The organism is Streptomyces sp. NPDC026538, from assembly GCF_055567535.1.
The window spans coordinates 1-18,731 of sequence record NZ_JBVHQG010000018.1 but is presented as its reverse complement, the minus strand read 5'-3'; the positions used below and the strand labels follow the sequence as shown (position 1 = coordinate 18,731).

Annotated in this window: 14 protein-coding genes; 7 read left to right on the top strand and 7 right to left on the bottom strand. The window is 70.6% G+C overall.

What is annotated here, in order from left to right; translation table 11 throughout:
* The first annotated feature begins 14 nt into the window (after positions 1 to 14).
* Positions 15 to 2,423 carry a tetratricopeptide repeat protein gene (locus ACZ4N4_RS43605; RefSeq protein ID WP_467599729.1) on the top strand — a complete coding sequence of 803 codons (2,409 nt, stop codon included), beginning with the start codon at positions 15 to 17 and terminating at the stop codon, positions 2,421 to 2,423.
* Here the strand turns inward: ACZ4N4_RS43605 and ACZ4N4_RS43600 are convergent.
* Positions 2,311 to 2,994, bottom strand: a complete 684-nt coding sequence (locus tag ACZ4N4_RS43600) for a response regulator (RefSeq protein WP_467599726.1) — start codon at positions 2,992 to 2,994, stop codon at positions 2,311 to 2,313. The genes ACZ4N4_RS43605 and ACZ4N4_RS43600 overlap by 113 nt on opposite strands.
* The gene (locus ACZ4N4_RS43595) at positions 2,991 to 4,628 is read right to left on the bottom strand and encodes a sensor histidine kinase (RefSeq protein WP_467599723.1); all 1,638 of its coding nucleotides are present in this window, start codon (positions 4,626 to 4,628) and stop codon (positions 2,991 to 2,993) included. The genes ACZ4N4_RS43600 and ACZ4N4_RS43595 overlap by 4 nt, the downstream gene beginning before the upstream one ends.
* Positions 4,629 to 4,749: 121 nt before the next feature.
* Here ACZ4N4_RS43595 and ACZ4N4_RS43590 point away from each other — a divergent pair, with 121 nt between their 5' ends.
* Positions 4,750 to 6,159, top strand: coding sequence for a cation:dicarboxylate symporter family transporter (locus ACZ4N4_RS43590; protein ID WP_453579864.1), 1,410 nt, complete (start codon positions 4,750 to 4,752; stop codon positions 6,157 to 6,159).
* A 213-nt stretch (positions 6,160 to 6,372) separates the two neighbouring features.
* On the opposite strand, the gene ACZ4N4_RS43585 is transcribed toward ACZ4N4_RS43590, so the two are convergent.
* Positions 6,373 to 6,990 (bottom strand): TetR/AcrR family transcriptional regulator, encoded by a 618-nt coding sequence (locus tag ACZ4N4_RS43585; RefSeq protein WP_467599720.1) that lies wholly within the window; start codon positions 6,988 to 6,990, stop codon positions 6,373 to 6,375.
* 175 nt (positions 6,991 to 7,165) lie between these two features.
* On the opposite strand from ACZ4N4_RS43585, the gene ACZ4N4_RS43580 reads away from it, so the two are divergent.
* The 5 genes from ACZ4N4_RS43580 to ACZ4N4_RS43560 all read left to right on the top strand — a co-directional run bounded on the left by ACZ4N4_RS43580 (position 7,166) and on the right by ACZ4N4_RS43560 (position 12,952).
* Complete coding sequence (locus ACZ4N4_RS43580) at positions 7,166 to 8,839, top strand: MFS transporter (RefSeq protein ID WP_467599717.1); 1,674 nt, start codon at positions 7,166 to 7,168, stop codon at positions 8,837 to 8,839.
* A 129-nt stretch (positions 8,840 to 8,968) separates the two neighbouring features.
* On the top strand, positions 8,969 to 9,742 hold the full coding sequence (locus ACZ4N4_RS43575) for a DUF2127 domain-containing protein (RefSeq protein WP_467599714.1): 774 nt from the start codon (positions 8,969 to 8,971) through the stop codon (positions 9,740 to 9,742).
* 29 nt (positions 9,743 to 9,771) lie between these two features.
* Positions 9,772 to 10,200 carry a MerR family transcriptional regulator gene (locus ACZ4N4_RS43570; RefSeq protein WP_467599711.1) on the top strand — a complete coding sequence of 143 codons (429 nt, stop codon included), beginning with the start codon at positions 9,772 to 9,774 and terminating at the stop codon, positions 10,198 to 10,200.
* Positions 10,197 to 10,532, top strand: a complete 336-nt coding sequence (locus tag ACZ4N4_RS43565; RefSeq protein ID WP_467599708.1) for a thioredoxin family protein — start codon at positions 10,197 to 10,199, stop codon at positions 10,530 to 10,532. Before ACZ4N4_RS43570 ends, ACZ4N4_RS43565 begins: the two co-directional genes overlap by 4 nt.
* Positions 10,533 to 10,663: 131 nt before the next feature.
* Positions 10,664 to 12,952, top strand: coding sequence for a HelD family protein (locus tag ACZ4N4_RS43560; protein ID WP_467599880.1), 2,289 nt, complete (start codon positions 10,664 to 10,666; stop codon positions 12,950 to 12,952).
* Here ACZ4N4_RS43560 and glgB read toward each other — a convergent pair.
* The 4 genes from glgB to ACZ4N4_RS43540 all read right to left on the bottom strand — a co-directional run.
* Positions 12,927 to 15,104 (bottom strand): 1,4-alpha-glucan branching enzyme, encoded by a 2,178-nt coding sequence (gene glgB / locus ACZ4N4_RS43555; RefSeq protein ID WP_467599877.1) that lies wholly within the window; start codon positions 15,102 to 15,104, stop codon positions 12,927 to 12,929. The two genes, ACZ4N4_RS43560 and glgB, sit on opposite strands and share 26 nt — an antisense overlap.
* Positions 15,105 to 15,140: 36 nt before the next feature.
* A complete protein-coding gene (locus tag ACZ4N4_RS43550) occupies positions 15,141 to 16,505 on the bottom strand; it encodes a maltokinase N-terminal cap-like domain-containing protein (RefSeq protein WP_467599705.1) in 1,365 nt (454 codons plus the stop codon).
* Between the two features lie 104 nt (positions 16,506 to 16,609).
* Positions 16,610 to 18,307 (bottom strand): maltose alpha-D-glucosyltransferase, encoded by a 1,698-nt coding sequence (gene treS / locus ACZ4N4_RS43545; protein WP_467599702.1) that lies wholly within the window; start codon positions 18,305 to 18,307, stop codon positions 16,610 to 16,612.
* Positions 18,304 to 18,731, bottom strand: a 428-nt coding sequence (locus ACZ4N4_RS43540; RefSeq protein ID WP_467599699.1) for an alpha-glucosidase C-terminal domain-containing protein, incomplete at its 5' end; no start/stop codon positions are given. The genes treS and ACZ4N4_RS43540, both read right to left, overlap by 4 nt.

Genomic DNA, 18,731 nt, shown 5'->3' with positions numbered 1-18,731 from the left:
AGGGGCATCGGGGGATGGAACGGCGCATGAGAGCGGCTTTATCGGCTTTGCTGGCGGCCCTGGCCGAGGGCGCGGGAGGGGACGCCGGCCAGGCGCTGGCCGAAGCGGCGGACGGTTCGGGGCGGCCGGAGGCGCTATGGGCCTGGGGTGACCGGGTCGCGGAGCTGCTCGGCGGCGATCCGAGGGTCGCGGGTGCGGTTGCGGATGCCATGGAGCGGTATGCGCCGGGCAGCGCGGCTGCCTGGTACGGCGGTGACCACTCCGACTTCCGTGGTGGGGTCTTTCTGCGTGAGGTGATCGGGGTCCAGGTCGTGATCCAGCAGGGCGCGGCGGCGCGGGAGGCGCTGGCTTCGTTGCCGCCGCGGCCCGGTGGGTTCGCCGGGCGGGAGGACGAGTCGGCTGAGCTTCTGCGCGCGCTCGACGATTCGGCTGCGGTTCTCGTCACCGCCGTGTCGGGGCTTGGTGGCATCGGGAAGACGGCGCTCGCTGTCGAGACCGCGCATCTGGCCTGTGGGAAGGGGTGGTTCCCGGGCGGGGTGCTCTTCCTCGACCTGCATGGGTACGACGAGCAGCCGGTCAGTGCCGATCAGGCTCTGCAGTCGTTGCTGCGGGCGCTCGGGGTGGCGCCGGAGCATATTCCGGCTACGGCCGATGACCGGGCGGTTCTCTACCGGTCGGTGCTCGCCCGGCGAGGGGCGGTCCTGGTGTTGGCGGACAACGCCTCGTCGCCGGATCAGGTACGGCCGTTGCTGCCGGGGGAGGGGCGGCATCGGGTGCTGGTGACGTCACGCGACCGGCTGCCCCAACTGGGGGCTCGGCTTGTGCCGTTGGATCAGCTCACGCATGAGGAGGCACGGCGGGTTCTCGACCTTGCCCTGAGGATCGCCGATCCGGAGGACGGTCGGGTGGCGGTCGACGCGGAGGCCACCGGACAACTCGCCGGTCTGTGCGGACATTTGCCGCTGGCGCTCCAGATCGCGGCCGCGTTGCTGGCGGAGGACCCGGGGATGCCGGTCGCGGAACTCGTCGGCGAGCTTGAGGCTTCGCACGACCGGCTCGTTCACCTCGACGACGGGGAGCGCAGCGTGCGTGCGGCCTTCGAGCTGTCGTACCGGCGTTTGCCGCCTGAGCAGGCCCGGCTGCTGCGGCTGCTCGCGCTTGCGCCTGGGCCTGAGGTGAGTGACGAGGTTGCCGCCGTCCTGGTGGGCGACGACGCTCCTCCGCTACGAGGTCTGAGGGCGCTGGCTCGTGCGCACCTTGTCGAGCGGGGAAGTGGGCGGACGTGGTGGCGGTTGCATGACTTGGTGCGGGCGTATGGGGCGGGCGTGGTGGCGGGGAATGCGGAGTTGCGGGAGGAGGGAGAGGCAGCGCGGGACCGAGTGCTGGGGTTCTACTGCCAGGTGGCGGATGCGGCCGATGATCGGTTGCGCTGGCTGCCGGGAAGACCGGTGCCGGACCTGTTCGCGGACCGAAGGCAGGCATTGGCGTGGCTGGACCGGGAGCGGGCGGGACTGGTGGCGGCGGCGCTGTGGGCGCGGGAGGAGCGGTTCGCGGACATGGCAGTGGGGCTGTCCGAGCGCCTGGGGGAGTATCTCGACTGGCGACGGTATTTCAACGACTTGATCATTGTCTGCCGTGTCGCACAGGAGGCTGCTTGCCGCGCAGGGGAGCGATCACGGGAGGCCCTTGCGTGGAATAACCTCGGCTACGCCTTGCAGAGAGCGGGGCGGGCCCAGGAAGGGATTGACGCGCACATTCGCGCCCGGGATCTGTTCCAGATGCTCGAAGAGCGTCACGGTGAGGCGATCGTTTGGGACCACCTCGGTGCCGCCCTTGCGGCAGTGGATCGGTTGAGTGAGGCGATTGACGCGCACAGTCGAGCCCGAGATCTGTTCCAGGTGCTCCAAGACCGAAACCGTGAAGCTGGAGCCTGGAATCAAATCGGCGCCGCGCTTCTCGACGAGGGGCGGGTGGAGGAAGCGATCAGCGCGTACGTGCATGCCCGCGACCTGTATCAGATCACTGGGGATCGTCATGGCGAGGGCATCACGTGGAACAACCTTGGCATCGCGCTGTGGAGCCTGGGCCGGACGGACGAGGCCATCGAGGCGTACGGCAAGGACTTGGCAATCTGCAGAGAATTCGAGGACTGGTACGGAGCGGGCCTGACGCTGGACAACCTGGCCCATGCTTACGAGACCAATGATCAGCCAGCTGAGGCACGGGTTTACCTGCTTCAAGCCGCCGAAGCCTATGAGCGCGCGAATGCTTCCCGCGAAACAGCAGAGGCCCGCGCCCAAGCCGAGGCGCTCACCGCCGCCCCCACCGATAAACCAACTCCGGCCTCCCCACCTGCCCGTACAACGGACTCCGCCCCGCCCGCCCCGCCTCCACCAGGTGCTCCAGGTACCGCCGTGCCGTGATCCGGGAGATCCCCACGCTCTCCGCCAGCGCCGCCGCGGTCAGCCCTTCCTCCGACTCCCGCAGTGCGACGGTCACCCGCTCCAGCGTCGGTGCGCTGAGCCCCTTCGGCAGCGCCGCGGGCGACGACGGCGCCCGGAGTGCGGCCAGCGCGCGGTCCACCTCGTCCTGGCCGCTCGCCTCGCCCACCGCCGCCCGGAACTCCGCGTACCGGGTCAGCCGGTCCCGGAGCGTCGCGAAGGTGAACGGCTTCAGGACGTACTGGACGACCCCCAGCGAGACGCCCTCCCGCACCACCGCCAGGTCCCGTGCCGACGTCACCGCTATGACGTCGGCCTGATGGCCGGCCGCCCGCAGGGAGCGGGCGAACTGCAGGCCGTGCACGTCCGGCAGGTGCAGGTCCAGCAGGAGCAGATCCACCGGCGTACGGTCCAGGATCCGCCGTGCCTCCGCCCCGGTGTGCGCCTTCCCCACCGCCACGAACCCCGGCACCCGGCCCACGTACATGACGTGCGCGTCCGCGGCCACCGGATCGTCCTCGACGACCAGGACTCTGATCGGCTCCCCGGTCATCGGGCCTCGCCCCCCGCCAGCGACGCCCGCAACGGCAACCGCACCTCGAACACCGCCCCGCCCTCCGGCGCCTCGGTCACCGTCAGCGTGCCCGCCAGCCGGGTCACCGCCTGGCGGACCAGCGCCAGCCCGAGCCCTCGTCCGCCCGGCCCCGCCGGCTTCGTCGAGAAGCCGCGCTGGAAGACCAGTTCGGCATGTGCGGGGTCCACTCCCGCACCCGTGTCCGCCACCCTCATCACCAGCTCGGCGTCGTCATCGGCATCGTCCGCGTACGCGGTCACCGTCACGCGCGCCCGTACCGTCCCCTGGGCCGCGTCCACCGCGTTGTCGATCAGGTTGCCGAGGACGGTGACCAGATCGCGCGCCGACAGGCTCTCCGGTAGCAAACCGTCATCCAGCCGGCTCTCGTCCGAGACCACCAGCTCCACGCCCCGCTCGTTCGCCTGGGCCGTCTTGCCCAGCAGCAGCGCGGCGAGGACCGGCTCGCTGACCGCCGCCACCACCTGGTCGGTCAGCGCCTGCGCCAGCTCGAGCTCGGCCGTCGCGAAGTCCACCGCCTCCGCAGCCCTCCCCAGCTCGATGAGCGAGACGACCGTGTGCAACCGGTTCGCCGCCTCGTGCGCCTGGGAGCGCAGCGCCTGCGTGAAGCCCCGCTCCGAGTCCAGCTCGCCCATCAGGGCCTGGAGTTCGGTGACGTCCCGGAGCGTGACCACCGTGCCGCGGCGCTCACCGCCCGACACCGGCGAGGTGTTCACCACCAGCACCCGGTCCGCCGTCAGATGCACCTCGTCCACCCGGGGCTCCGAGGCCAGCAGCGCGCCGGTCAGCGGTGCCGGCAGGCCCAGGTCCGCCACCGAGCGGCCCACGACCTCCCCCTCCGGGCCCACCCCCAGCAGCTCCCGGCCCCCGTCGTTGATCAGCGCCACCCGGAACTGGCCGTCCAGCATCAGCAGGCCCTCCCGGACCGCGTGCAGCGCCGCCTGGTGGTAGTCGTGCATCCGGCTCAGCTCGGCCGCGTTCATGTTGTGCGTGTGACGTCGTAGGCGGGCGTTGACGACGTAGGTGCCGAGCGCGCCCAGCAGCAGCGCGCCGGCCGCGGTCCCGAGCAGGGCCGTGACCTGCTCCTGGGCCCGCTCGCTGATCGCCTCCACCTTGATGCCGGCGCTCACCAGGCCGATCACACGACCGTTCTCCAGGATCGGCGTCACCGTGCGCACGGACGCGCCGAGGGTGCCCTTGTACGTCTCGCTGCGGGTGTCGCCGTGCTGGGCCGCGCCGATATGGCCCAGGTAGTGCTTGCCGATCTCGTTCTTGTCGGGGTGGGTCCAGCGGATGCCGTCCGGGGTCATGATCGTGATGAAGTCGACCTCGGTGTCCCGCATGACCTGGAGGGCGTACGGCTGCAGCAGGGCGCTCGGATCGGACGTGTGGATCGCCGAACGCACCGAGGGCGCGTCCGCCACCGACCGTGCCACCGCCGTCGCCTGCCGGGTCGCCGCCTCCTGCGCCTGGTGGCGGTCGCTCACATACGTGAACAGCGCGTACCCGGCGACCAGCACCGCTATCAGCACGGCCTGCATGGCGAACAGCTGGCCGGCCAGGCTGCGAGGTCGGGGGAGGGACGGGAGGCGCATGGCAGCAGTGTGCCTCCCGGGTGAAGCGTGAACGAAATGAACGGAAGGGTGACCGGGCTCACAGACCAGGAGATAGTCACGGCAACCCCCATATCCCCCGGACGTGAGCCGCACGCCGGTGATGCCGACGAAGACGTCAAGGAGGGCAGCCGTGGCCGCCGCAAGCACCCCCAGTACGGCACCTGCCGCACCCGCTGTGAAGCGGGACCGTACCCATTACCTGTACATCGCCGTGATCGTCGCGGTCGCGCTGGGCATCGCCGTAGGGCTCATCTGGCCCGACGCCGGCGTCGAGCTCAAGCCCCTCGGCACCGGTTTCGTCAACCTGATCAAGATGATGATCTCGCCGATCATCTTCTGCACGATCGTGCTCGGGATCGGGTCCGTGCGGAAGGCCGCCAAGGTCGGCGCCGTGGGCGGTATCGCGCTCGGCTACTTCCTGGTGATGTCGCTGGTCGCGCTCACCATCGGCCTGGTCGTCGGCAACATCCTGCACCCCGGTGACGGGCTGCACATCACCAACGCCCTCAAGGCCTCCGGACACGCCCAGGTGGACTCCGAGGCGCTCGGCGGCGTCGACTTCGTGCTGTCGATCATTCCGACCACGTTCGTCTCCGCCTTCACCGAGGGCCAGGTCCTGCAGACGCTGCTGATCGCGCTGCTCGCCGGGTTCGCGTTGCAGGCCATGGGTTCGGCCGGGCAGCCGGTGCTGCGGGGCGTCGAGCACATCCAGCGGCTCGTCTTCCGCATCCTGGGCATGATCATGTGGGCCGCGCCGATCGGTGCGTTCGGTGCCATCGCGGCCGTCGTCGGGTCCGCCGGGCTCGACGCCCTCAAGAGCCTCGCCGTGCTGATGCTCGGCTTCTACATCACCTGTGTGCTGTTCGTCTTCGTGGTGCTGGGCGCGATGCTCCGGGCCATCGCCGGGCTGAACATCTTCACCCTGTTCAAGTACCTCGCCCGCGAGTTCCTGCTGATCCTGTCCACCTCCTCCTCCGAGTCCGCGCTGCCGCGGCTCATCGCGAAGATGGAGCACCTGGGCGTCAGCAAGCCGGTCGTCGGTATCACCGTTCCGACGGGGTACTCCTTCAACCTCGACGGCACGATGATCTACATGACGATGGCGTCGCTATACATCGCCGACGCCCTCGGTACGCCGATGTCGATCGGTGAGCAGATCCCGCTGCTGCTCTTCCTGCTGCTGGCCTCGAAGGGCGCGGCGGGTGTCAGCGGCGCCGGTCTGGCCACGCTGGCCGGTGGTCTGCAGTCGCACAAGCCCGCGCTGGTGGACGGTGTCGGTCTGATCGTCGGCATCGACCGGTTCATGAGTGAGGCCCGCGCGCTGACGAACTTCGCCGGCAACGCGGTCGCGACGGTGCTCATCGGCACGTGGACGAAGGAGATCGACAAGGGCCGCGTGCGGCAGGTGCTCGCGGGTGAGCTGCCGTTCGACGAGAAGACGCTGCTGGATGACGGGGAGCCGGGCACGCCCGAGCTTCCTGAGCAGCGGGAGGAGTTGGCGAAGGCCTGAGCGTCTGCCTGGCCGCTGTGCATGCGCGGCTGCCGGTCGCGTGTGGCTGGTCGCGCCCACGCGGCGGAGCCGCACATCGATACGGCCCGCGCCCCTTTGGGGCGCTCCAGAACCGTCGGACGTCCGGCCCCGCCTGAACCGGGGCCGGGCGTCCGGCCCAAACCTCCGGGCGGCTGACACCCCCCCGCTCAGCCGTCCGGAGCCGTACCCGGGCTAGTCGCTCAACTCGGCCACCAGCTCCGTGGCCCTGGAGGCGGGCACGCCCGCTGCCGTCAGTGCGCTGACCGCGGCGGAGCGGCCCGCCTCCTTCGCGTCGAGGAGGCCGTCGTTGACCGCTTCCATCACCGCGAACAGCAGCTGCTCATGGACGTACGCCAGCGCCGGCGCCGGCAGCGGTGAGCTGAAGTCGCCCTCGTCGAGGCCGCGTTGCAGCAGCTCCACCTTGTTCTCGCGCAGGGGGGCCAGACGGTCGCGGATGCCCCGCATGGTGACCGTGCGCTGGGCGAGGCCGACCAGCAGCCGGTAGCGGTCGGCGATCTCCCAGATGGCGAGCACCGAGCGGGCCACCGCCTCCGCCGGGTTCGCCGTCTCCCGGCGGGCCCCCGCGTCGGCTGCCATCAGCGCCTCCACCGCGCCGTCGACCAGCGTGCCGATGAGCGCCTCACGGCTCGGGAAATGGCCGTACACGGTCCGTCGTACGACCCCTGCCGCGCGCGCGATCTGGTCCATCGAGGCGTCGGGGTCAAGCAGCAGCTCGGCGAGGGCGACGTCGAGGATGCGGCGCCGGTTCAGGTCGGCGCGGGAGGGGTTACCCGTGGTCATGACTGTCATTCTGCCTGCCCCGCAGCGGGGCGCACCGTCTCTCCGCAAGGGCTTCACCTCCTCTATTTGCACAGTGGTGTGCAGGTCCTCTACATTGCACATGGTTGTGCAATTGCACGCTGCTGTGCAAGTTCAGCCGTACGCATCAGACGGAATCCGACGCGTGAGGAAGGCGATCCCTGCCATGCGACTCGTCATGAAGGAACCGGTCGAGACCACGGAGCGGCCGTATCCGCGCCGCTGGTGGGCGCTGCTGGTGCTCTGCCTGAGCCTGCTGATCATCGTGATGGCCAACACCGCCCTCACGGTGGCCGCGCCCGACATGACCACCGACCTCGGGCTCAGCAGTGCCGACCTGCAGTGGGTCATCGACGGCTACACCGTGCCGTACGCCGCCCTGATGCTGCTGCTCGGGGCGATCGGCGACAAGTACAGCCGCCGCGGGGCGCTGATCCTGGGCCTGGTCGTGTTCGGGGGCGGGGCCGTCTTCGGGTACCTCGCCGACAGCGCCGCGACCGTGATCGCGGCCCGTGCCGTGATGGGCACCGGCGCCGCGCTGATCATGCCGGCCACCCTCTCGCTGCTCGCCGCCACCTTCCCGCGCCACGAGCGGGCGAAGGCCATCACCCTGTGGACCGCCACCGCCGGGCTCGCCATCGCCGCCGGACCGGTGGTCGCCGGCGCCCTGCTGCGCGACCACGGCTGGTCCTCGACCTTCCTCATCAACGTGCCGATCGCGGCCGTCGCGATCGTCGGCGCCCTCGTCCTCGTACCGCCGTCCAGGGCCGGTCACCACGACCGCATCGACTACGTCGGCGGGCTGCTCTCCGTGCTCTGGATCGGCTCGCTGGTCTACATGATCATCGAGGGGCCGCACTTCGGCTGGGGCGTCAAGGCGGTCACCGCGGCCGTGGTCGCGGGCACCGGCCTCGTCGCCTTCGTCCTGTGGGAGCTGCGCCACCCGCACCCGGTCCTGGACGTCCGCCGCTTCGCCCACCGCCGCTTCGCCGGCTCCAACCTCGCCGTCGCCCTGTTCTTCCTGGCCGTCTTCGGCGCCTTCTACTACCTCACGCAGCACCTCCAGTTCGTCCTCGGCTACGACGCCCTCGGCACCGGCGTCCGCATGCTCCCGCTGGCCGGTGCGGTCTTCGCCGGCTCGGCCCTGACCGGCTGGCTCACCCCGCGCGTCGGCATGAAGTGGACGGTCACGGCGGGGATGGTCGGCGGGACCACGGCACTCGCCCTGCTCACCCGGGTGGACGCCGCCTCGGGGTACGGGGACTTCGTGGCGCCCCTGATCATCCTCGGGCTGGCCATCGGCCTCGCGCTCTCGCCGTGCACCGACGCGATCATGGGGGCCTTCCCGGAGTCCGAACTGGGCGTCGGCGGCGCCGTCAACGACACCTCGCTGGAGCTCGGCGGCTCCCTCGGCATCGCCATCCTCGGCTCGCTGCTCGCCACCTCCTACGGCAGCCACCTCACCGACGCCACCAGCGGCAGCAAGCTGTCCGCGAGCGCCCTCGCCACCGCCCAGGACTCGGTCGGCGCCGGATACGCGGTCGCCCAGGGCATCGGCGAGCAGGCCCGGCGGACGGCCGCCCAGGCCGCGCGGGCCACCGACCCGCAGCAGGCCGCGCAGTTGAAGGCGCAGGCGCAGCAACTGGCCGGGGGCGCCCGGCAGATGGCGGACGCCGTCGGCTCCTCCTTCGCCGACGCGGTGGCCCACACCAGCCTGGTCGGCGCGGTGATCCTGGGCATCGGGACCGTGCTGGTGGCGGTGCTGCTGCCGGGGCGGGGGAAGGCCGAAGCGGAGGCTCCGGCCGAGGAGCGGAAGCTGGTGGACAGCGGGGCGCGCTGACCCCTGGCCGCCACTTGTCAGCCGTATCCACTAACGTGCCGTTCCTGTTCGACCGGAACTTCGACCGAAGCGTCGACCGGGACTTCGACCGGAACGGCACATCGGCATGGCTGCATGGAGGCACGGGGGATGAAGATCGACTGGGACCGTCGGCACTGCGCGCGCAAGGGGCATGTGACCTATGCCCCCGACGACCCGCGGCTGCGGGTGCGGCTGCACGCCCAGACCGCGGTCGGGGTGGCCTGGCGCTGTCTGCGCTGCGGAGACTTCGCGCTCGGTGAGCCGCACGGCTCGGGGCCGGCGGCGGACGCCCCGCTGGTGCCGCGCGGGAAGGTGCTGCGGGACCTGTTCATCCTGCGCTTCCTGGCGATCGAGCGGGCCGTGCGCGGGGTGTTCATCGTGCTGGTCGCGGTCGCGGTGTGGAAGTTCAGCAACAGCCAGGACGCGGTGCGCCGGCTCTTCAACGAGTACCTGGACACCTTCCGGCCGGTCTTCAGGCACTTCCACTACGACCTCGACCACTCACCGGTCGTCGGCTCCATACAGAAGGCCTTCGGCTACAAGCACTCCACGCTGCTGCTGGTGGCCGTGCTGCTGCTGGCGTACGCGCTGATCGAACTCGTCGAGGCGGTCGGCCTCTGGTACGCCAAGCGGTGGGCGGAGTACCTGACGGTGGTCGCCACGGCCGCCTTTCTGCCGCTGGAGATCTACGAACTCACCGAGAAGGTCAGCTACCTGAAGATCGCCACCCTGGTGCTGAACATTCTCGCGGTGCTCTACATCGCCCTCGCCAAGCGGCTGTTCGGGCTGCGCGGCGGGCGCCGGGCCTTCGAGGAGGAGCGGCACAGCGCCTCCCTGCTGGAGGTCGAGGAGTCCGCGGGGGTGCAGCCGAGCTTGCCTTGACGTCGGCGTCAAGTCGTACCGTCGTGGACATGCGAATCGGCGAGCTGGCCGCACGGGCCGGTACCACCACGCGCACCCTGCGGTACTACGAGGCGCGCGGGCTGCTGCCCGCGCGGCGTTCCGGCAACGGCCACCGGACCTACGACGAGAGCGATCTGAAGCTGCTCACGCAGATCCGGACGCTCCAGGACTTCGGGTTCGAGCTGGAGGAGACCCGGCCGTTCGTGGAGTGCCTGCGGGCCGGGCACCCGGAGGGCGACACCTGTCCGGCGTCGCTCGCGGTCTACCGGCGCAAGCTGGCGGAGCTGGACTCGCTCATCGGCGAGTTGCAGGCCGTGCGGGCCGAGGTCGGCGCCCAGCTGGAGCGGGCCGAACGGGCACGGGACGAGCTGGCTGCCGAGGCGGAGGTTCCGGGTGGTCCGGAACCGGTGTGCGAGCTGGGAGGGGATGGCGGATGACCAAGGCGGCGGGTGTGGCCGAGGTGACGGACGCGGACTTCGCGGCGGAGGTGATCGGGGCGGACGGGCCGGTGCTGGTGGAGTTCACCGCGAACTGGTGCCCGCCGTGCCGGCAGATGGCGCCGGTGCTCACGGCCCTGGCGGCGGAGGAGGGTGAGCGGCTGAAGGTGGTCCAGCTGGACGTGGACCTCAATCCGGAGACGACGAACGCCTACAAGGTGCTGTCGATGCCGACGTTCATGGTGTTCCGGAACGGCGAGCCGGTGAAGTCGATGGTGGGCGCCCGGCCCAAGCGGCGGCTCCTGGAGGAGCTGTCCGACGTGCTGCTCTGAACCGACCGGCGACACGAAGAATCCCCCGAGCAATTGCGCTCGGGGGATTTCTTTGCGTATATTCAAGAGTTCGTGACTTCAGGCCGATGTGAAATCGGTTCGGTCGCGAAGAAGTTCAGTGGGCACAGTATATCCGGGCGGGAGCGGAATTGTCAAACACCGAATTTCCGGACGATGAATTGCGGCACGAGCAGGAATTCATCGACGGACTGTACGCACGGGTGGACGCGCTGCGCGGCGACACCGAGGACTCCGTCGCGGACGCCCTCTCCCTCGGCGACAAGCCGATGCAGGCCCGACTGGAGCGGGACATCCTGGTCGTCGAGCGGTCCGGGCTGCTCGCCGCGCTGAACGCCGTGGACGGCTCGCTCTGCTTCGGCCGGATCGACCTGACCTCCGGGACCAAGCACCACATCGGCCGGATCGGGCTGCGCCGGGACGACGCCGAGCGCACCCCGCTCCTCATCGACTGGCGCGCCGCGGTCGCCCGCCCCTTCTACCTGGCCACCGGCCACACCCCGATGGGTCTGCGCCGCCGCCGGCACATCGCCACCGACGGCCGCAAGGTCGCCTCCCTGCACGACGAGATCCTCGACCTCGGCGACCAGGAGCGCACCGGCCACGAGGACCCGTCCGGCGACGCGGTGCTGCTCGCCGCCCTCAACTCGGCCCGTACCGGCCGGATGGGCGACATCGTGCAGACCATCCAGGCCGAGCAGGACGAGATCATCCGGGCGCCGCACCGCGGGATCCTGGTCGTTGAGGGCGGCCCGGGCACCGGCAAGACCGCGGTCGCCCTGCACCGGGCCGCCTATCTCCTCTACGAACACCGCGAACTGCTCGCCAAGCGGGCCGTGCTCATCGTCGGCCCCAACCCCGCCTTCCTCGGCTACATCGGCGAGGTACTGCCCTCGCTCGGCGAGACCGGCGTGCTGCTGGCGACCGTCGGCGAGCTGTACCCCGGGGTGAAGGCCACGGCCGCCGACACCCCCGAGGCGGCCGCGGTGAAGGGCCGCGCGGACATGGCCGACGTGCTCGCCGCCGTCGTACGCGACCGGCAGGCGCTGCCCGACCCGGTCATCACCGTCGAGCACGACCGCGAGGTGCTGATGCTCGACGACGGCCTGGTGAACATGGCCCGCGAGCGCACCCGCGCCGCCGATCTCCCGCACAACGTGGCCCGTGAGTACTTCGAGGGCCACATCCTCAACACCCTCACCGAGCTGTACGCCGAGCGGGTCGGCACCGACCCCTTCGACGGCAGCAGCCTGCTGGACGCCTCCGACATCACCCAGATCCGCGACGAACTCGCCGAGAACCCCGAGGTCTGGTCCGCCGTCGACCAGCTGTGGCCGCGGCTGACCCCGCAGCGCCTGGTCGCCGACTTCCTCGCCGGGCCCGAGGGCTACGTCGGCGCCGAGGACGCGGCCGCGATCCGCCGCCCGGTCACCCGGTCCTGGACGGTCTCGGACGTCCCCCTGCTCGACGAGGCGGCCGAGCTGCTGGGTGTCGACGAACGGGTCGCCCGGGCCCGGGCCGAACGCGAGCGCGAGACCCAGATCGCCTATGCGCAGGGCGTCCTCGACGTCTCCTACGCCTCCCGGACCTACGAGTTCGACGACAAGGAGGACAGCGATCCCGACGCCTCGGAGGTCCTGTCCGCGCACGACATCATCGACGCCGAGCGCTTCGCCGAACGCCATGAGGAGGAGGACTTCCGCAGCGCGGCCGAACGCGCGGCGGCCGACCGCACCTGGGCCTTCGGGCACATCATCGTCGACGAGGCGCAGGAGCTGTCGCCGATGGCCTGGCGGCTTCTGATGCGGCGCAGCCCGACCCGCTCCATGACCCTGGTCGGCGACCCCGCCCAGACCGCGGAGGCGGCGGGCGTGGGCTCCTGGTCGAAGATCCTCGAACCGTATGTCGAGGACCGCTGGGACCACACCCGCCTCGGCGTCAACTACCGCACCCCGTCCGAGATCATGGACCTCGCCGCGGCCGTGGTCCGCGCCGAGAACCCGGACTTCGAGCCCCCGAGCTCGGTCCGCTCGACGGGCGTGAGCCCGTGGATCCGGCAGGCCCACGACGACCTCCCCGGCGCCGTGGAGAAGGCGGTGGCCGAACTCACCCCCGCCGAGGGCCGCCTGGCGGTGATCGCCCCACGCGACCTGCACTGCACCCTCGCCGGCCGCCTGGCCGGCGTCACGCCCGGCACCGAACCCGACCTGACCCAGGCGGTCGTACTCCTGGACCCGCGGCAGGCCAAGGGCCTGGAGTTCGACTCGGTCCTGGTGGTCGAACCGGGCCGCTACGGCACCAGCGACCTGTACGTGGCGCTGACCCGGGCCACCCAGCGACTGGGCGTACTGCACACCGGCCCGCTGCCGGACGGGCTCAGGCAGGCCGCAGCCACACCGTAGCCAGCGGCGGCAGGGTCAGGCGGATGCTCGTGGGGCGGCCGTGGGACGGCTGGTGCTCCGGCTTCACCGGATCGGGGTTGGTGATGCCGCTGCCGCCGTACCCGGCCGCGTCCGTGTTGACCATCTCGTGCCAGGCGGGGATCTCGTCCGGGACGCCCAGGCGGTAGTCGGCGCGGACCACCGGGGCGAGGTGGGAGACCGCGAGCAGCGGGGTGCCCTCGGCGTCGTACCTCAGGAACGCGAAGACGTTGTCCTCGGCCGCGTCGCCGGCGATCCACTGGAAGCCGGCGACGGAGGTGTCCCGCTGCCAGAGGGCCGGGGTGGCGCGGTAGCCGGTGTTGAGGTCGCGGACCAGGTCGCGGACGCCCCGGTGGTCGGCCTCGGCGCCGTAGGCCGGGTCCAGCAGCCACCAGTCCGGGCCGTGCGCCTCCGACCACTCCGCACCCTGGGCGAACTCCTGGCCCATGAAGAGCAGCTGCTTGCCGGGGTGGGCCCACATGAAGGCCAGGTAGGCGCGGAGGTTGGCGCGCTGCTGCCACCAGTCGCCGGGCATCTTGGAGACCAGCGAGCGTTTGCCGTGCACGACTTCGTCGTGGGAGATGGGCAGCACGTAGTTCTCGCTGTACGCGTACACCATCGAGAAGGTCATCTCGTGGTGGTGGTACTTGCGGTGGACCGGCTCGTGGGACATGTACTCCAGCGAGTCGTGCATCCAGCCCATGTTCCACTTCAGTCCGAAGCCGAGACCCCCGGCGTCGGTGGGGCGGGTCACGCCCTCCCAGGCCGTCGACTCCTCGGCGATCGTCACCACGCCCGGCGCCCGCCGGTAGACCGTCGCGTTCATCTCCTGGAGGAACGCCACCGCGTCCAGGTTCTCCCGGCCGCCGTGCTCGTTCGGCGTCCACTGGCCCGGCTCGCGCGAGTAGTCCAGGTAGAGCATCGAGGCGACCGCGTCCACCCGCAGCCCGTCGATGTGGAACTCCTCGCACCAGTACACCGCGTTGGCCACCAGGAAGTTGCGCACCTCCCGGCGCCCGAAGTCGAACTCCAGGGTGCCCCAGTCGGGGTGGGCGGCCCGGAGCGGATCCGAGTGCTCGTACAGCGGCCGCCCGTCGAACTCCGCCAGCGCCCAGTCGTCCCGCGGGAAGTGGGCCGGCACCCAGTCCATCAGCACCCCGATGCCGGCCCGGTGCAGGGCGTCGACCAGGTACTTGAAGTCGTCGGGGGTGCCGAGGCGGGCCGTGGGGGCGTAGAAGCCGGTGACCTGGTAGCCCCAGGAACCGCCGAAGGGGTGCTCGGCGACCGGCATCAGCTCGACGTGCGTGAAGCCCAGGTCGCCGACGTAGCGCGGCAGTTGCTCGGCCAGTTCGCGGTAGGTCAGGCCGGGGCGCCAGGACGGCAGGTGCACCTCGTAGACCGAGAAGGGGGCCTCGTGCACGGGCGTGTCGGCCCGGTGCCTCATCCACTCCTCGTCGGTCCACTCGTGGTGGGACGTGTGGACGATCGACGACGTGCTGGGCGGAGCCTCGGTACGCCGGGCCAGCGGGTCGGCGCGCAGGGTGTGCGAGCCGTCCGGGCGGGTGATGTCGAACTTGTACAGCTCGCCCGCCCCGATGCCCGGCACGAACAGCTCCCAGATCCCGGAGGAGCCGAGCGAGCGCATCGGGTACGCGGTGCCGTCCCAGAAGTTGAAACCGCCGGCCAGCCGGACGCCCTGCGCGTTCGGCGCCCACACCGAGAAACGGGTGCCGGACACGCCCTGGTGGGTCATGGGGTGCGCGCCCAGCGCCTCCCACAGCCGCTCGTGCCGGCCCTCGCCGAGCAGGTGCAGGTCAAGCTCGCCCAGGGTGGGCAGGAAGCGGTACGCGTCCTCGGACTCCTGGACCGTCCCCTCGTACTCCACCAGCAGCCGGTAGACCGGCACGTCGGAGAGGGGGAGCAGGACGGAGAAGAAGCCGTCGCCGTCGTCGTGCAGGCCGGTCCGCAGATCGTGGCCGGCGACCACCGTCACCGCGCGGGCGTACGGGCGGAACACCCGCACGGCTATCCCGCCGCCCGGCACCGGATGGGCGCCCAGTCCCGAATGCGGGTCGTGGTGCGTGCCGAGCAGCAGCCGATCGCGGTCCTCGGCGGCTACGGAAACGGACTTCATGGAGGTCACGGACGGTTCTCCCGGGATCAGGTCGAGTCAGTCGGAGGTGGCGAGGCGGTGGACGGCCGACAGGGGCACGGGAAGCCAGTCCGGGCGGTGCCGGGCCTCGTAGACGACCTCGTAGACGGCCTTGTCGGTCTCGTAGGCCCGCAGCAGCACGGGGTCGGTGCGCGGGTCGACGCCGGTGATCTCGGCGTATCCGGAGCAGTAGGCCGCCCGGCACAGCTGCGCCCAGGCACGGGCCGGCGGGGTCACCGAGTGGGCCGCGTAGTCGAAGGAGCGCAGCATGCCGGCGATGTCCCGCACCGGCGGCTGCGGCATCCGGCGTTCGGCCAGCGGGCGGGCCGGCTCGCCCTCGAAGTCGATCAGGGACCACTCCCCGGACGGCGAGCGCAGGCACTGCCCCAGGTGCAGGTCGCCGTGCACCCGCTGAGCGGTCCAGGTGCGGCCCTCGGCGGCCAGCCCGGCCAGCGCCTCGTAGGCCGAGCGCAGCCCGTCCTCGTACGGTCGCAGCGCCGGGACCGCCTGGGCGGCCGCCGTCAGCCGCTCGGTCATGCCGGCGATCATCGACTCCAGCCGGCTGTGCCCGAGGGTGACGGTCGGCAGCGCCCGGGCCAGCGCGGTGTGCACCTCGGCCGTGGCCCGTCCCAGCGCCCGCGCGTCCGCCGCGAAGTCCTCGCCCTTGGCCAGCTCGCGCAGCGCCAGCTCCCAGCCGTCGGTCGCGCCGCGTACGAAGGGCTGGAGGACGGCGAGGACGTACGACTCCCCGGCCAGTTCCGCCCGCAGCCAGGCCGTCGGGGCGGGCACCCGGTCGCAGCCCTCGCGGGCCAGGGCCAGGGGTATCTCCAGGTCGGGGTTGACGCCGGGCACGACGCGCCGCAGGAGCTTCAGGATGAACGTATCTCCGTAGACGACCGAGGAGTTGGACTGCTCGGCGGTCAGGAGCCGGGCCACCAGCCCGTCGCGTATCTCGGTGCCGGGATCGCGTTCGAAGAACAGCCCGCCGATACGGGCCCGGGTGCGCAGCGCCTCCAGGAGCAGTTCGGCGGGCCGGGGGTCGTACAGGGCGTCGTACACCGTGCGTCCGGCCAGCGGGCCGTCGGTGAGATGGCCGATCAGTGCGGGCGCCAGCCGGGGCGGCAGCGCCTCGCGCGTGCCTATGAGCAGCTGGTAGCAGTCGCCGGCCTCGGCGGGGGCGGGCGGCTGTTCGGCGCGGACCAGCAGATGGTGCAGGCCCAGCCTGCTGTCCGACGGCAGGAGTTCGGTCTCCGCCACCGTGGCGAAGCCGGTGACCGGACTGCCCTTGCCCGCGAACCAGCGCTGCCGGGGCAGCCATTCGCGCAGGAGGGGATCGAGCGAGGCGAGGAGTGGGGGCGTGGAGGGGGTGACCGTTTCCGCCATGGCGGGTACGTCCTTTCCCCGGTCGTCGGGGGCGTTAGTGATGCGTGCCCCGGGCGGGCCGGAGGAAACCGCCGCCGCCCGGGGTGGACTATGCCGTGTTCCGGTTACCCGTCCGCGCGCAGCCGGAACCAGTAGAAGCCGTGTCCCGCCAGGGTCAGCAGGTACGGCAGCTCGCCGATGGCCGGGAAGCGCACCCCGCCGAACAGCTCCACCGGATGCCGGCCGTTGAAGCGCCGCAGGTCCAGCTCGGTGGGCTGCGCGAACCGGGAGAAGTTGTGCACACAGAGGACGAGATCGTCCTCGTACTCCCGCAGGAACGCGATCACCGCCGGGTTCGACGACTGGAGTTCGGTATAGGACCCCAGTCCGAAGGCAGGATTCTGCTTGCGGATCTCGATCATCCGGCGCGTCCAGTGCAGCAGCGAGGACGGCGAGGACATCGAGGCCTCGACGTTGGTGACCTGGTAGCCGTAGACCGGGTCCATGATGGTCGGCAGATACAGGCGCCCCGGGTCGCAGGAGGAGAAGCCGGCGTTGCGGTCCGGCGTCCACTGCATGGGGGTGCGGACCGCGTCCCGGTCGCCGAGCCAGATGTTGTCGCCCATGCCGATCTCGTCGCCGTAGTAGAGGATCGGCGAGCCGGGGAGGGAGAGCAGCAGGGCGGTGAAGAGCTCGATCTGGTTGCGGTCGTTGTCGAGGAGCGTGGCGAGCCGCCTGCGGATGCCGATGTTGGCGCGCATACGCGGGTCCTTCGCGTATTCGGCCCACATGTAGTCGCGTTCCTCGTCGGTGACCATCTCGAGGGTCAGCTCGTCGTGGTTGCGCAGGAAGATGCCCCACTGGCAGCCGGACGGGATGGCCGGTGTCTTGGCGAGGATCTCGGAGACGGGGTAGCGGGATTCCCTGCGCACCGCCATGAAGATCCGCGGCATCACCGGGAAGTGGAACGCCATGTGGCACTCGTCGCCACCGCTGCGGTAGTCGCCGAAGTAGTCGACCACGTCCTCCGGCCACTGGTTGGCCTCCGCCAGCAGCACGGTGTCCGGGTACTGGCTGTCGATCTCCTTGCGCACCCGCTTCAGGAAGTCGTGGGTGGCGGGCAGGTTCTCGCAGTTGGTGCCCTCGCGCTGGTAGAGATACGGCACCGCGTCCAGCCGGAAGCCGTCGATGCCCAGGTCCAGCCAGAACTTCAGCGCGGAGAGGATCTCCTCCTGGACCGCCGGGTTCTCGTAGTTGAGGTCCGGCTGGTGGGAGAAGAAGCGGTGCCAGAAGTACTGCTTGCGGACCGGGTCGTAGGTCCAGTTGGACGCCTCGGTGTCGACGAAGATGATCCGCGCGTCCTGGTACTGCTTGTCGTCGTCCGCCCAGACGTAGTAGTCGCCGTACGGCCCGTCGGGGTCCTTGCGGGACTCCTGGAACCACGGGTGCTGGTCGCTGGTGTGGTTCATGACGAAGTCGATGATCACGCGCATGCCACGCTGGTGGGCGGCGTCGACGAAGTCCACGAAGTCGGCGAGGTCGCCGAACTCGGGGAGTACCGCGGTGTAGTCGGAGACGTCGTAACCGCCGTCCCGCAAAGGGGACTTGAAGAAGGGCGGCAGCCAGAGGCAGTCGACACCGAGCCACTGCAGGTAGTCGAGTTTCGCGGTCAGGCCCTTGAGGTCGCCGATGCCGTCACCGTTGCTGTCCTGGAAGGACCGGACCAGGACCTCGTAGAAGACGGCGCGTTTGAACCAGTCCGGGTCCCGGTCCTTTGCGGGAGTGTCCTCGAAGGTGTCCGGGACGGGTTCGTTGACGATCATTTTGTGGGTGACCCTCCGATCTGCGGGGACGGTCGCAGAACCGTGAAGATATGCGCGGGTCGTCGACCCGGTTCCAGGCGCACATAGTTGGCCCTGCCCCAGTTGAAGGTTTCACCGGTGAGCTCGTCGCGCACCGGTACCGACTCGTGCCAGTTCAGGCCGAGTTGCGGCATGTCCAACGAGACCGTGGCCTCCTGGGTGTGGTGGGGGTCGAGGTTGGCGACCACCAGAACCGTGTTCGATCCGCTCCGCTTGCTGTAGACGAGCACCGATTCCTGGTCGGCATGGTGGAAGTGGAGATCACGCAGCTGTTGCAGGGCCGGACTGCCGCGTCGGACGGTGTTGAGGCGGGTGATGAGGGGGGCGATGCCCTCGGTGTCGGCGCGGGTCCAGTCGCGGGGTTTGAGCTGGTACTTCTCGGAGT

Excerpts from the sequence above, each read along its gene's own strand:
- ACZ4N4_RS43605 (WP_467599729.1), top strand. The coding sequence starts at position 15 with ATGGAACGGCGCATGAGAGCGGCTTTATCGGCTTTGCTGGCGGCCCTG.
- ACZ4N4_RS43600 (WP_467599726.1), bottom strand. The coding sequence starts at position 2,994 with ATGACCGGGGAGCCGATCAGAGTCCTGGTCGTCGAGGACGATCCGGTG.
- ACZ4N4_RS43595 (WP_467599723.1), bottom strand. The coding sequence starts at position 4,628 with ATGCGCCTCCCGTCCCTCCCCCGACCTCGCAGCCTGGCCGGCCAGCTG.
- ACZ4N4_RS43590 (WP_453579864.1), top strand. The coding sequence starts at position 4,750 with ATGCCGACGAAGACGTCAAGGAGGGCAGCCGTGGCCGCCGCAAGCACC.
- ACZ4N4_RS43585 (WP_467599720.1), bottom strand. The coding sequence starts at position 6,990 with ATGACAGTCATGACCACGGGTAACCCCTCCCGCGCCGACCTGAACCGG.
- ACZ4N4_RS43580 (WP_467599717.1), top strand. The coding sequence starts at position 7,166 with ATGCGACTCGTCATGAAGGAACCGGTCGAGACCACGGAGCGGCCGTAT.
- ACZ4N4_RS43575 (WP_467599714.1), top strand. The coding sequence starts at position 8,969 with ATGAAGATCGACTGGGACCGTCGGCACTGCGCGCGCAAGGGGCATGTG.
- ACZ4N4_RS43570 (WP_467599711.1), top strand. The coding sequence starts at position 9,772 with ATGCGAATCGGCGAGCTGGCCGCACGGGCCGGTACCACCACGCGCACC.
- ACZ4N4_RS43565 (WP_467599708.1), top strand. The coding sequence starts at position 10,197 with ATGACCAAGGCGGCGGGTGTGGCCGAGGTGACGGACGCGGACTTCGCG.
- glgB (WP_467599877.1), bottom strand. The coding sequence starts at position 15,104 with ATGAAGTCCGTTTCCGTAGCCGCCGAGGACCGCGATCGGCTGCTGCTC.
- ACZ4N4_RS43550 (WP_467599705.1), bottom strand. The coding sequence starts at position 16,505 with ATGGCGGAAACGGTCACCCCCTCCACGCCCCCACTCCTCGCCTCGCTC.
- treS (WP_467599702.1), bottom strand. The coding sequence starts at position 18,307 with ATGATCGTCAACGAACCCGTCCCGGACACCTTCGAGGACACTCCCGCA.